The organism is Komarekiella delphini-convector SJRDD-AB1 (genome assembly GCF_014831675.1).
Classification (GTDB): Bacteria; Cyanobacteriota; Cyanobacteriia; order Cyanobacteriales; family Nostocaceae; genus Komarekiella.
Genome location: NZ_VJXY01000039.1, coordinates 20,547 through 33,351, shown reverse-complemented (window position 1 = coordinate 33,351; position 12,805 = coordinate 20,547). Strand labels below are relative to the sequence as shown.

The window sequence follows — 12,805 nt, the reverse complement described above, 5'->3', positions numbered from 1 at the left end:
TGATGAACCCAATCAAAGAACGTGAACCCCAGATAATTGTTACCACGCCGATTCCTGTCATCGATTTCCATACGTTTATGGTCGGTGATATTGTTGCCAAGCAAGCAGTTGCCGATCGCATTTCATCTGCTATTCAAGAAATTGGATGTTTTTACCTTGAAAATTGTGTAAACCAAACTTTAATTGATCAGGTGTTTGCTCAAGCGCAGAGTTTTTTCGCTTTACCACAAGAAGAGAAAAACCAAGTAAAACTTGCTCCAGGAACTAGTAGAGGCTACGTTGCTCGTGGTAAAGAGCGGGTATTGCTGGAAGCGTTCAATTTTGGTTTAGATGTTGCAACCGATGAAGCGAGTGTAACTTATCAGAGGTTTGGTGAACCGAATCGATGGCCTGAAGACCAAACAGAGTTTCGCCAAGTACTATTAGAGTTTTTTACAACTTGTCGTGATGCGTCTTTTAGTATTTTACAAGCGATGGCGATCGCCTTGAAACTACCAGAGTCGTATTTCACAGATTTCCATATTGAGCGTAATTTCAACACCTCCATAAATCACTATCCATCAGTGAGCCAACCTCTTTCTCCCGCAGAGACTCGGTTTGCTGAACATACAGACTACGGGAGTATTACCTTAATATTTCAAGATGAGACAGCTGGACTAGAAGTTTGCACCAATGCAGGGGAGTGGATTGCAGCGCCCTATCTTCCTGGTAAAGTTCTGGTTATCCTCGCAGATTTAATGCAGCGCTGGACAAACGACAAGTTTCCCGCCACTAAACATCGAGTTCCCCTACCCTCCAAATTCCCCACCAATCCCAGATACTCGATTATCTATTTTGAGTCTCCTGATTACGATGCTGAGATTACTAGCCTTGCCAATTGCTTAGACGCAAACGAAACTGCCAAATATGAACCTATTCTCACCCATGAATATATCAATCAAATTGCCACAGGAGGCTATACATCTGAAAAACAATAAGTACAGCTGTGCGTAAAATTGTAGCGTTTTGAAACGCAGAGGAACGCAAAGTAAGCGCAAAGGTACGCAGAGTTTCTCTTATAACTCCACTCATTTTTAACGATGATCCCAATCAACGAACTTCCAAAAGAATCTATTGTTTCAACACAAATTCCAGTCATTGACTTCCATTCATTTATTACTGGTGATACCTATGCCAAGGAAGCCGTTGCTGCTCAAATTGCCAGTGCTTTACAGGAGATGGGATGTTTCTACCTGAAGAATCACGATATTCCCACTACTCTGATTGCTCAAACATTTGCCCAAGCCAAGCATTTTTTTGCACTGTCGTTAAAAGAGAAAAAACAGATCGCTCTAACAGAAAAGTGTCACCGAGGATATATTCCTATGGGGATGTCAAGCATACTAAGTGAACAATTTTACTTTGGTAGAGAAATGAACCCAGAAGAATTAGATAAGCTAGATCATCCTTTTCACAAATCTAACCAATGGCTGCAAAGTCAACCGGAATTTCGTGAAGTTATGCTGCAATTCTTCGCAGCTTGTCACACAAGTACCCTAAAAGTTCTTGAAGCCCTAGCAATTGCTTTGAAACTGCCAGAGTCCTATTTTGCCGAGTTGCATTCAGAGCAAAATCATGCGATGGGTTTACATCACTATCCTGGTACATCTGAACCTCCCAAAACCCAAGACATCCAGCTGGGAGAACATACAGATGGAAATACTATTACTTATGTGTTTCAGCATGAAGTAGAAGGTTTAGAAATTTGTACCAAAACTGGAGAGCGAATTCCAGTTCCTCTAATTCCTGATACGGTTGTCGTGATGGCAGGAGAAATTTTGCAACGATGGACGAACGATAAAGTATATGCAACAAAACACCAAGTTGCTATCCCCTTTGCATCCCAACACATCCAGCCAAGATATTCCTTTGCATTTTTTGCCTCCCCTAATAATGATGCCGAAATTGCCTGTCCTGAGAGTTGTTTAGGGGCAAATGAAACTGCAAAGTATCCACCCATTATCACAAGCGAATTTTACACCCAAAGAAATAATAATAATACATCGATTTTAATTTCCCCTAAAAATTAGACTTCTTGCAAAAGCTCTAATTTTATCTCTTCTCCTGTGCGAGATCAAAATAAATAATTTACTTTTAAGACAACTGACAATGAATGTATATATTTGGAAAAAAACAATACCAAGACCAGTAGTTATGTTTTTTTATAGCATAATTTTTCTGCTTGCTTTGATTTCAACTGCTGGATTAATAAATATAGTTTCACCCTCTTCTAATATTCCTCGAAATCTTGGTGATATCAGTACTAAATTTGAACATTTTGCTAAACACAAAGATGATTATGATGTAATTTTTTTAGGGCCAAGTACCACATATCAAGGAGTTATCCCCAAAGTCTTTGATGAAACAATGGCAGCAAATGGCAAGAGTATCAAATCTTTTAACTTTGGAATCATGGCGGCAAATGTAGCTGAAACTGATTTCTATTTGCAGAAAATCTTAGCTTTAAAACCAGCAAACTTAAAATGGGTATTTTTAGACTGTTTAGTTGACTTTTTTATGGAGGAAGCACCAACTTCAACTAAAAATGTTTACTGGCATACTCCTCTGAAAACAATAGAAAATTTTCAATTAATCATTGAATCAACCTCTACTTTAAAAGAGAAGATTAGCGGTTTTTATGCAAATTCAATAAGTTTTCTCTATCGATGGCTAGGGATTGGTTATTTTTCTAATTTTTGGCAGCAAAAATCTGAAGTATTACCAAAAGGAATATCTGCTGAAAAATTAATACAGGAAGCTGGATATTATTCAATGGATTGGTTAGAAAATAGTGCCAAACGGAGAGAAATTTTTCTATCAAATTCCTTAGATAGTTATCAAAAGCAACTAAAGCAATCAAAGTCAGGAATTTTTGTGCGAGGAAATATGTCTACATATCCACTAAATTCCTCTGCAATTAAAATACTTAAAAAGATAGCTTATAGAATTGATGCTCAAGAAAAAACCAGCAAAATCAAAGTTGAACCCATTTTTTTTGTTCCTCCAGTACTAAATACAGACTTTGATAATTCTGCTATTACAAAAGCTTACAAAGAAGGATATATTTCAACATTATTTGCTTTTAATAAACCCAATACTTTCACTACTTTATATGAAGTTGATCGCCGAGCTGATGGTAGGCATTTAAATCATCAAGGCGCTCAAGAATTCACACGTGCTTTCGCAGGAAAGTTTTCTGAACATCTTAAGTTATCTCAGCAGGAACTATATACTCAATCGCCTATATCTATAAGTCAGAATTGATTTAGTAAATATTAATTGTAACCTAACGAAACTTGAAGTTGATTTACCCATTAGAATAAATATGGTTTTTACGGAATTTAGTTTTCTCTTTTTCTTTATTCTTGTTTTCTGTGTATATTGGGGTTTACAGAAACACAATCATCGTAAAACCTGGTTGCTAGTCTGTAGTTATATTTTCTACGGTGCTTGGGATTGGCGCTTTCTTTCCTTACTTTTGCTCTCGACACTCGTTGATTACTTTGTCGGTTTGATGCTATCTAGACCACAGGTCGATAGTTCAATAGTAGGGCAAGAAATTCAAACAAACGAAGCAGTACAGAAGGAATGGATAAATCTGTTTTCTTGGGATTCACTGCTAACTCAACCAATTAATCAACAGCAGCGACAAGCATGGTTAGCACTTAGTTTAGTTGTAAATCTAGGATTATTAGGATTTTTTAAGTACTATAACTTCTTTGCTGACTCTGCCTCAAACTTATTAACTTTTTTGGGGCTACCTGTTAGTATTACAACCCTACAAATTATTTTGCCAGCAGGCATTAGTTTTTACACATTTCAAACTCTGAGCTATTCCATTGATGCGTATCTGCGTAAACTCAAACCTGTTAGAAATTTTTGGAATTTTTCTCTCTTTGTAGCTTTTTTCCCTCAATTAGTTGCAGGCCCTATTGTCCGCGCATCTACTTTTTTACCTCAATTACTAACCCCAAAAAGTTTAAGCGAAGTTGATTTTCGAGGATGTTTAACGCTTTTTTTGGTGGGATATTTTAAGAAAGCTTGTATTTCGGATAATCTCTCTCCTTTAGTAGATCAATATTTCACGAATCCAGAAATTTATACAGTCTCAAGTTGTTGGATTGCTGTTATTTGTTTTGCCATACAAATATATTGCGACTTTTCTGGCTATTCAGATATGGCGATCGCTTGTGCAGGTTTACTTGGATACAAGCTACCTCTCAACTTTAATTTCCCCTACCTTTCCAGCAATATTACTCTGTTGTGGCAACGTTGGCACATTACCCTCTTCACCTGGCTGCGAGACTATATTTATACCCCTTTAATGAAAATGCGACCAAAAGAGCAACGCACAAAACTATTTCGATCTAGAAATATTCTCATTCTGATGCTTACCTCTGGACTATGGCATGGTGCTGCTTGGCATTTTGTAGCTTGGGGGGGATTAAATGGCATTGCTTTAATTGTTCACAAGCAATGGTCATCCTGGATTGCTCCCTACAAGCGACTTCTGCCGCTTAGAAATATGCTAGGTATCCCTCTCACGTTTTATTGGTTTTGTGCCTCTGCAATCTTCTTTCGGAGTAATGATTTGGGCAGTGCAATCCAAGTGGGGAAATCCTTTGTACTTTTGAATTCTCTTGGCTCTCAAAACCTAAACGTTCAAATTGGATGGATTTTTATACCTTTAATTATCATGCATTGGGCAGCCTATAAAGGTTGGTTCGCAGACTGGTGGCAGAAAATTCCTAAATGGAGTTTTGCCGTTTTTTATGGGGTGTTAGTTTCAACGATACTTCGGTTTGCAGCAATCAGTCCTCAACCTTTTGTCTACTTTCAGTTTTAGTGACCTTTAGTAAGAAACTTTTTTTTATTAAAAGCTATGAGCAAGAATACCATTTTGCAACCTATCAAATCTTTCTTTGACTATTTGTCATTTAATTTGCAATATGAATTGATGCTTTTATCATTTCGTGGTAAAACCAGAAAAGAAGTTTTTAATGATATATATTATCGTAATAGGTGGGGCGATCGCGAATCTGTCTCCGGCAGAGGATCTAATCTTCGGCAAACTTTAGTTATCATCAAAAAGATACCAGCTTTGCTGGAAAAGTTTAATGTCAAAACCATGCTTGATGCTCCTTGTGGAGATTTTTATTGGCTAAAAGAAGCGGAATTAAATCTAGATAGATACATTGGATGTGATATTGTTGCCGAATTAATTACCAATAATCAACGTCGTTACAGTAACGAATCCAGAGAATTTATCAATCTTGACTTAGTAACAGGTGAACTTCCTCAAGTTGATTTGATTTTTTGTAGAGATTGTCTAGTACATCTCTCATTTAAAGATACTATTGCGGTGATTAAAAACTTTAAAAAAAGCAATTCCAGATATCTGTTAACTACAACTTATCCGGGAATACTGGAAAATAAAGATATTATTACGGGCGATTGGCGAGCAATCGATTTACAATTATCTCCATATAAATTTCCAGACATGATCGAAATTATTGATGAAGAAACGACAGAAAGAAAAGATTACCCTCAAAAAAGTTTGGGTCTTTGGAAATTGAGTGATATAGAGTTATAAATTCAGCCCTTATATCTATTTAAAAAAATGCGTATTTTGGGAATTTCTGCTTATTATCACGATAGCGCCGCCGCCTTAGTTGTAGATGGTGACATTGTTGCTGCTGCTCAAGAGGAGCGTTTTTCCCGCAAAAAACATGATGCGAGATTTCCTAAAAGTGCGATCGCCTACTGTCTCAAACAGGCAGGAATTCGATTGCCAGAAGTAGACCAAATCGTTTTTTACGATAAGCCATTAGTTAAATTTGAGCGCCTACTAGAAACCTATCTCGCCTACGCGCCCAAGGGATTGGGTTCCTTTATTGCCGCGATGCCAGTTTGGTTGAAGGAAAAGCTTTACCTAAAAACGCTTTTAAAAAAGGAATTGGCGACCCTCGGAGATTGCAAAAGAGCGCAATTACCCCAACTTTTGTTTACTGAACATCACCAAGCGCACGCTGCTTCTGCCTTTTTCCCCAGCCCCTTCGAGCGGGCGGCGGTGCTGTGCCTTGATGGGGTAGGAGAATGGGCAACTACTTCAGTTTGGTTAGGAGAAGGTCATCAACTAACTCCCCAATGGGAAATTGATTTTCCCCACTCTTTAGGGCTGCTTTATTCTGCCTTCACCTACTACACGGGTTTCAAGGTCAACTCTGGGGAATACAAACTCATGGGTTTAGCGCCCTACGGTGAACCCAAATATGTAGACCATATCCTTAACCATCTCTTGGATCTTAAAGAAGATGGCACATTTCGGTTGAATATGGACTACTTCAACTACACCACGGGGTTGACCATGACCACCCCTAAATTTCATCAATTGTTTGGCAGTCCGCCTCGCGAAAGCGAAGGTAAACTGACTCAACGAGAGATGGATTTGGCTTGTTCTATCCAACACGTTACCGAAGAAGTCGTTTTGCGTTTGGCCAGAACAGTTAAGAAGGAATTGGATACAGATTATCTTTGTTTAGCCGGCGGAGTCGCCCTAAATTGCGTCGCCAATGGGCGAATTTTGCGAGAAACGGGTTTTCGGGATATTTGGGTTCAACCCGCCGCCGGAGACGCAGGGGGAGCAGTTGGGGCAGCATTAGCTATTTGGCATCAATATAATGGTAAGCCTCGCTTTCCCCAGGATGGGGATGCGATGCGGGGGAGCTATTTAGGCCCCAGTTTTGGAGAAGTAGAAATTCGAGACTATCTCCAGTCTGTGAATGCGCCCTATCAACATCTGGAAGATGACAAACTCATGCCTCATCTTGCTGAAATTCTAGAGCAAGAGCATGTCGTCGGTTGGTTCTCTGGAAGGATGGAGTTTGGCCCACGAGCTTTGGGAGGTCGTTCGATCATCGGCGATCCTCGTAGTCCCAAGATGCAGTCGGTGATGAACCTGAAAATTAAATACCGCGAGTCTTTCCGTCCTTTTGCTCCTTCCGTCTTAGCAGAACAGGTTTCTAATTACTTTGAAATTGACCGTTCCAGCCCTTATATGCTTTTGGTTGCACCCATCAAAGATGAACTACGGATTTCCATGACACAACAGCAGGAGGAGTTGTTTGGCATTGATAAGTTAAACGTGAAGCGATCGCACATTCCCGCCGTCACCCATGTAGATTATTCCGCTCGGATTCAAACCGTTCATCAACAAACCAATCCTCGGTACTATGAGTTGCTGCGTCATTTTCAGGCAAAAACGGGCTGTGCAGTTTTGGTAAACACATCATTTAATGTCCGGGGTGAACCAATTGTGTGTACCCCAGAAGATGCCTATCGCTGTTTTATGAGAACGGAGATGGATTATTTGGTACTGGAAAACTTTATCCTGGTCAAATCTGACCAACCCCAGATACATAAAGATGAGTCTTGGAAAACAGAATTTGAATTGGATTAACCCTGATGGACGAAATACAACAACTTGATCGCAAAGGACTACGAGATTTTGGACTAATTGGCGGTGCGATCGCAGCTGGTTTATTCGGTAGTCTACTGCCCCTGATACACCATGAGTCTATACCTATCTTACCTTGGCTGATTGCCGCCATCCTTTGGGTTTGGGCACTTATTGCCCCCACAACCCTCAATAGTGTTTACCAAATTTGGATGAGAATTGGCCTCGTTTTAGGCTGGATTAATACGCGCATTATTCTGGGCATTGTTTTCTATGCTTTATTGATGCCAATGGGTCTAGTAATGCGGGGTGTCTTCCATCAAGACCCGATGAAAAGAAAGTTAGATGCTGATTTAGCAACCTATCGCGTTATCAGTCAAGTAAAACCTAGAGAAACAATGGAGAAACCTTTCTAATGTTTGACACAACACAAGACCTCCTCAAAGATTTATGGGGCTTTCTCAAAGAGCGCCAAAAGTTCTTTTTGCTTCCACTCATCGTCACATTATTACTTTTAGGTATTCTGATTGTCTTCGCACAGTCATCCGTGTTAGCGCCCTTTATTTACACATTATTTTGAGGAATGTGAGGTGATAACATCGTCATTAAAGCGTTGGGTAAAAGTGACGCTGACCCTTGGTTTATTACTGAGCGGAATTGTCTTGGGGTTAGCTGTCGTTGAAATTGGCTTACGCATTGCCGGGATTGAATCCAACACATTTTATACGGTAGATGAACACAGAGGTTGGGCAGGACGACCTTATGCGGCTGGGTGGGTTCGTGACGAAGGGGAAGCTTATGTCCAACACAACAGTGAGGGGTTTCACGATCAAGAGCATCCGCAGGTTAAGCCAGAAAATACCCTCCGCATTGCGTTACTAGGAGATTCTTTTACAGAAGCAGTACAAGTGCCACAAGCACAAGGAATTGCAGCAGTCATCGAACGTGAACTTAAAAATTGTCCTACCTTAGCAGGTCGTGACGTGGAAGTGATGAACTTCGGAGTCAATGCTTATGGAACTGATCAAGAATTGCTCACCTTGCGGCAGAAGGTCTGGAACTATTCACCAGATCTCATACTCCTGAATTTCTATACTGGCAATGATGTCATCAACAACTCCCGCACTCTCACCCAAAAAATGGTGAGTAAGACTGCTATGGATAATAGCGCTCTCACAAAACCCTACTTTGTCTATAAAGATGGTGATTGGGTAATTGATGCCTCGTTTGTGAATATGGATACCTATCGCTCACAACAGTCATGGTGGCATCAGGTTTATCTCAAACTTCAAGACAACTTGCGAATTTTACAGGTTCTAAAACAAGCAAAATACGCTTTCGCACTTCCTCATCAAGATAACGAAAGACAATTATTTGAACCTATGCAGCAGGGTAAACAAGACCCCCAACCTGCAAAACTGTCTCCGTTAACTGATCCTGAATGGCAAAATGTCTGGAAGCAAACAGAATGGCTTGTCTACAACACCGCAACTGATCCTGAATGGCAAGAAGCATGGCAACTAACAGAAGGACTAATTAGCTTAATACATCATGAGGCAATTGCTAAGAAAGCGAATTTTGCTGTGGTGACAGTGACAACTGCTTTGCAAGTTAATCCCGATCCTACTGTGCGCCATGCTCAGGAAGTATCAGGGGTGACAGATTGGTTTTACCCAGAAAAGCGGATCGCAGCGTTAGGAGAACGGGAAGGTTTTAGCACAATTAATCTAGCACAATCTTTTCAGACGTATGCGGAAGAGAATAACGTTTGCTTACACGGGTTTGATAATACTTTTCCCTGTGATGGGCATTGGAATGCTTTGGGACATCAGTTAGCAGGGAAAATTGTTGCCAAAACACTTTGTAAACAGGGATTGGCCAAAATAATTACTAATTCGTAATTCGTAATGACGCTCCTGCGTCGCTAACGCTGCGCTAACGTAATTCGTAATTAAAAGAGTTAAGATTCATGCAAAAAATAAAGCCTTGGCTACAAAATTTATTGCTCATGTTGGCTGGAGTTATAGTTGGGCTGTTGATTGTTGAAACTTTTGCCATTAGTACGGGAGTTGCTGCCCCGCAGAAGTCTAAGGCGCAAATTTTTTATCAATTTATTCAACCTGATGCTCAATTAGGCTACAAGCCAAAATCAAACCTTAAGAACTTTAAAACTGTTTGGCAAGAAGCAAAAGTTGCAGAGATTGCTAATACAGATAGTTATGGATTTCGCAATTTGGGAAGAGATTATACAAAATCTAACTTGTATTTTGTTGGAGATTCATTTACATGGGGTCAATGGGTCAGTGAGGAAAAAACATTTCCCCGGCTTATTGAATCAGAATTGAAGCAACCAGTAATTAACTTAGGTGTTCCGGGTTATTCTTTTGCCCAATATGAAACATTATTTAATGAATTTATAGCCAAGCATAAACCTAGTACAGTAATCTTATCTATAGTTGCTAATGATTTGACTAATTATTCAGCAGATATTGGTAAAAAGATATACGATACGCTGAAAGAAAGAAGTTTTTCGCCTTGGTATGAAAAAACGTTCTTGTACCAGTTTGTATTGAAAAATAACAAAAAAAGCTTGCAAAGACCTATTTCTAAAGAAGCAAAAAATGGTTTAACTTTATTTGATTTATCGTTGGCAGCACCAGAATCAGGTGTTGGTGTGGATGGCGATTATTTGATATCTGATGGTGTTGTAAAAGTAGAAGCAGCATTGTCACGAATTATTGACTTGACCAAAGAAAATCAGGTTAAGCTGTTTGTTTTTCTCATACCTTCAAAAGAATCAGTATATGTCAACGATTACGTCCAGTTATTTCCTGACGATGTAACCTTGCTGAAAAATGAAGAGATTGGGTATCAACGATTATGTGATCTCGCTAAATCAAAAGAGGTAACTTGTATCAATTTAACTGATGATTTTAGGAAAAATAGTCAGCAAGAAAAGCTTTATTTTGATATTGATGGTCATTGGAACACTGCGGGACATCAACTAGCCACTAAGGCGATTTTAAAAACTTTAAATAATTCGTAATTCGTAATTAATTGTTTTGAAATTAAAAAGCAAATGACAACAAGCCAAACAACCACAGAGGAAATATCTCACGAGATGCCACCGATCGCAATGGAACCTCAAGACGCTTCTAGTAGTTCACCAACCCAAAATTGCTGTGTAGGTCGAGCAGGGGGAGAAGAATTAATGAACGGTAACTCTCTTTCCTCCCCTGCATCCTCTGCCTCCCTTACTGACCACAACGCAAAGTTGTCTTGGCAGACTACTAGACGTATTCCCTATCCTCCACCAACCCCATATCCAATGATGGGGCCTGCTTCAATAGACGATATGCCGTCCTTTGCAATGGATGGCGAAAATCTTGGGGGTTACTCCCAGTACGGTGTCGCAGCAACTTCGGGTGCAGAAAATCGGCTAGATGTCTTTACCATTGGCAAGGATAGCGCTATTTACCACAAGTATTGGGATGGCTCAATCTGGAGCGATTGGGAAAGGCTGGGGGGGTACTGTCTTTCTGCACCAGCTGCGGTTTCGAGAGGAGAGAACCGGATTGATATCTTTGTGATTGGGGGCGATCGCTCGGTCTACTACAAGTACTGGAATGGCTCAACTTGGAGTGATTGGCTAAATCTTGGGGGCTACTCTCAGTTTGGTGTGGCTGCTGCTTCTTGGGGAGAAAATCGGCTAGATCTTTTTATCGTCAACTGGGATGGAGCCATGTACCACAAGTACTGGGATGGCTCAATCTGGAGTGATTGGGAAAAGCTTGGTGGCTACTGTATTTCTACACCAGCTGCGGTTTCTTGGGGATTGAACCGGATTGACACCTTTGCCTTGGGTAGCGATCGCGCCGTCTACCATAAGTGCTGGGATGGCTCAAATTGGCTGGGTTGGGAAAAACTTGGTGGCTATTCTCAATATGGTGTTGCGGCTGCTTCTGGGGCAGAAAATCGGCTAGATATCTATATCATTGCTCGTAATGGTGCAGTGTATCACAAGTGTTGGGATGGCTCAAACTGGGTTGGTTGGGACAATCTCGGTGGTTACTCTATTGCTGCACCGGCTGCGGTTTCTTCGGAAGCTAGCCGCGTTGATACTTTTGTTTTGGGGAGCGATCGCGCAGTTTATTACAAGTGGTACAGGGTAGCTGATTAAGAAATAGAACTTACTCAACTCTTGGCGCTCTTGGCGTCTTGGCGGTTCGATAAATTAAGCTTTTGGGCAATTTTTGCGTAAGTCCTAAGAAAATGTCTCACGCAGAGACGCAAAGGCGCAGAGAGTAAGAGTTGAGAAGAGTTAGCAACGCCATTTATTTAATCTTGTAATTGTAAAAAGAGGCAAATGACAACAAGTTATCCAACTACCGCAGCAATTTTTCGTGATCAATCTACGGTCGGTATGCCATTCCCAGCAATGAGTCCCGCCGCAACAGCAGATATGCCCACATTTTCTACGGATGGGGAATATTTAGACGGATACTGTCAGTATGGTGTAACAGCCACTTCTTGGTCAGAAAATCGGCTAGATATCTTGATCACCGCTAGTATTGGCCCTCTGTGGCATAAGTGGTGGGATGGCTCAACTTGGAGCGATTGGCAAAGACTTGGTGGTTATTGTATTTCTTCGCCAGCGGCGGTTTCTTGGGGGACGAACCGCATTGACGCCTTTGTTTTGGGTAGCGATCGCGCTACATACCGTACATGGTGGAATGGTTCAAAGTGGAGTCGTTGGGAGAACCTTGGCGGGTACTCTCACTATGGTGTCGCCGCCGCTTCTGGTGGTGAAAATCGGCTAGATATTTTTACTGTTGGCATTGATGGCGCGATGTACCACAAGCGTTGGAATGGTTCAGCGTGGGGTGAGTGGGATAATCTCGGAGGTTACTGTTTTTCTGCACCAGCTGCGGTTTCTCGCGGGATGGACTGTATTGATACCTTTGTCTTGGGGGGGGATGGCGCGATCTACCACAAGGGGTGGAATGGCTCAACTTGGAGTGGTTGGGAAAACCTGGGAGGGTATTGCCAGTATGGTGTTGCCGCCACTTCTGGCTCAGAAAATCAGCTAGATATCTTGACTGTTGGCTGTGATGGTGCAATGTACCGCAAAGGGTGGAATGGTTCAACCTGGGGTGATTGGCAGCATCTCGGAGGTTACTGTACTTCTGCACCAACTGCGGTTTCTCGGAGTGCGAACCGGATTGATACCTTTGTTGCGGGTGGCGATCGCGCCGTATACCACAAGTGTTACTAGTTTTGCAAAATAGCCTTAACTCATGCACTCCACAC

At 41.1% G+C, this 12,805-nt stretch carries 12 protein-coding genes; all 12 read left to right on the top strand.

What is annotated here, in order from left to right:
• Positions 1-2 precede the first annotated feature (2 nt).
• Complete coding sequence (locus tag FNW02_RS26785) at positions 3-977, top strand: isopenicillin N synthase family dioxygenase (RefSeq protein ID WP_191760522.1); 975 nt, start codon at positions 3-5, stop codon at positions 975-977.
• Between the two features lie 102 nt (positions 978-1,079).
• Positions 1,080-2,069 (top strand): isopenicillin N synthase family dioxygenase, encoded by a 990-nt coding sequence (locus FNW02_RS26780; RefSeq protein WP_191760521.1) that lies wholly within the window; start codon positions 1,080-1,082, stop codon positions 2,067-2,069.
• Between the two features lie 79 nt (positions 2,070-2,148).
• The gene (locus tag FNW02_RS26775) at positions 2,149-3,303 is read left to right on the top strand and encodes a hypothetical protein (RefSeq protein ID WP_191760520.1); all 1,155 of its coding nucleotides are present in this window, start codon (positions 2,149-2,151) and stop codon (positions 3,301-3,303) included.
• Between the two features lie 61 nt (positions 3,304-3,364).
• Positions 3,365-4,885, top strand: a complete 1,521-nt coding sequence (locus FNW02_RS26770; RefSeq protein ID WP_191760519.1) for an MBOAT family O-acyltransferase — start codon at positions 3,365-3,367, stop codon at positions 4,883-4,885.
• Positions 4,886-4,939: 54 nt separating this feature from the next.
• On the top strand, positions 4,940-5,632 hold the full coding sequence (locus FNW02_RS26765) for a class I SAM-dependent methyltransferase (protein ID WP_225225918.1): 693 nt from the start codon (positions 4,940-4,942) through the stop codon (positions 5,630-5,632).
• A gap of 27 nt (positions 5,633-5,659) precedes the next feature.
• Positions 5,660-7,498, top strand: a complete 1,839-nt coding sequence (locus tag FNW02_RS26760) for a carbamoyltransferase family protein (RefSeq protein WP_191760517.1) — start codon at positions 5,660-5,662, stop codon at positions 7,496-7,498.
• A gap of 5 nt (positions 7,499-7,503) precedes the next feature.
• Complete coding sequence (locus tag FNW02_RS26755) at positions 7,504-7,911, top strand: SxtJ family membrane protein (RefSeq protein ID WP_191760516.1); 408 nt, start codon at positions 7,504-7,506, stop codon at positions 7,909-7,911.
• On the top strand, positions 7,911-8,075 hold the full coding sequence (locus FNW02_RS26750; protein WP_191760515.1) for a DUF5989 family protein: 165 nt from the start codon (positions 7,911-7,913) through the stop codon (positions 8,073-8,075). The genes FNW02_RS26755 and FNW02_RS26750 overlap by 1 nt, the downstream gene beginning before the upstream one ends.
• Before the next feature lie 10 nt (positions 8,076-8,085).
• Positions 8,086-9,396, top strand: coding sequence for an SGNH/GDSL hydrolase family protein (locus FNW02_RS26745; protein WP_225225917.1), 1,311 nt, complete (start codon positions 8,086-8,088; stop codon positions 9,394-9,396).
• 68 nt (positions 9,397-9,464) lie between these two features.
• On the top strand, positions 9,465-10,541 hold the full coding sequence (locus FNW02_RS26740) for an SGNH/GDSL hydrolase family protein (protein WP_191760514.1): 1,077 nt from the start codon (positions 9,465-9,467) through the stop codon (positions 10,539-10,541).
• Between the two features lie 33 nt (positions 10,542-10,574).
• A complete protein-coding gene (locus FNW02_RS26735) occupies positions 10,575-11,675 on the top strand; it encodes a PLL family lectin (protein ID WP_191760513.1) in 1,101 nt (366 codons plus the stop codon).
• Between the two features lie 186 nt (positions 11,676-11,861).
• Positions 11,862-12,770: a PLL family lectin gene (locus tag FNW02_RS26730; RefSeq protein WP_191760512.1), complete on the top strand. Its 909-nt coding sequence runs from the start codon at positions 11,862-11,864 to the stop codon at positions 12,768-12,770.
• Positions 12,771-12,805 lie beyond the last annotated feature (35 nt).

Bases quoted from the DNA above. Each gene is read 5' to 3' on its own strand.
- FNW02_RS26735 (WP_191760513.1), top strand. From the start codon at position 10,575: ATGACAACAAGCCAAACAACCACAGAGGAAATATCTCACGAGATGCCA.
- FNW02_RS26785 (WP_191760522.1), top strand. From the start codon at position 3: ATGAACCCAATCAAAGAACGTGAACCCCAGATAATTGTTACCACGCCG.
- FNW02_RS26730 (WP_191760512.1), top strand. From the start codon at position 11,862: ATGACAACAAGTTATCCAACTACCGCAGCAATTTTTCGTGATCAATCT.
- FNW02_RS26770 (WP_191760519.1), top strand. From the start codon at position 3,365: ATGGTTTTTACGGAATTTAGTTTTCTCTTTTTCTTTATTCTTGTTTTC.
- FNW02_RS26780 (WP_191760521.1), top strand. From the start codon at position 1,080: ATGATCCCAATCAACGAACTTCCAAAAGAATCTATTGTTTCAACACAA.
- FNW02_RS26755 (WP_191760516.1), top strand. From the start codon at position 7,504: ATGGACGAAATACAACAACTTGATCGCAAAGGACTACGAGATTTTGGA.
- FNW02_RS26740 (WP_191760514.1), top strand. From the start codon at position 9,465: ATGCAAAAAATAAAGCCTTGGCTACAAAATTTATTGCTCATGTTGGCT.
- FNW02_RS26760 (WP_191760517.1), top strand. From the start codon at position 5,660: ATGCGTATTTTGGGAATTTCTGCTTATTATCACGATAGCGCCGCCGCC.
- FNW02_RS26750 (WP_191760515.1), top strand. From the start codon at position 7,911: ATGTTTGACACAACACAAGACCTCCTCAAAGATTTATGGGGCTTTCTC.
- FNW02_RS26775 (WP_191760520.1), top strand. From the start codon at position 2,149: ATGAATGTATATATTTGGAAAAAAACAATACCAAGACCAGTAGTTATG.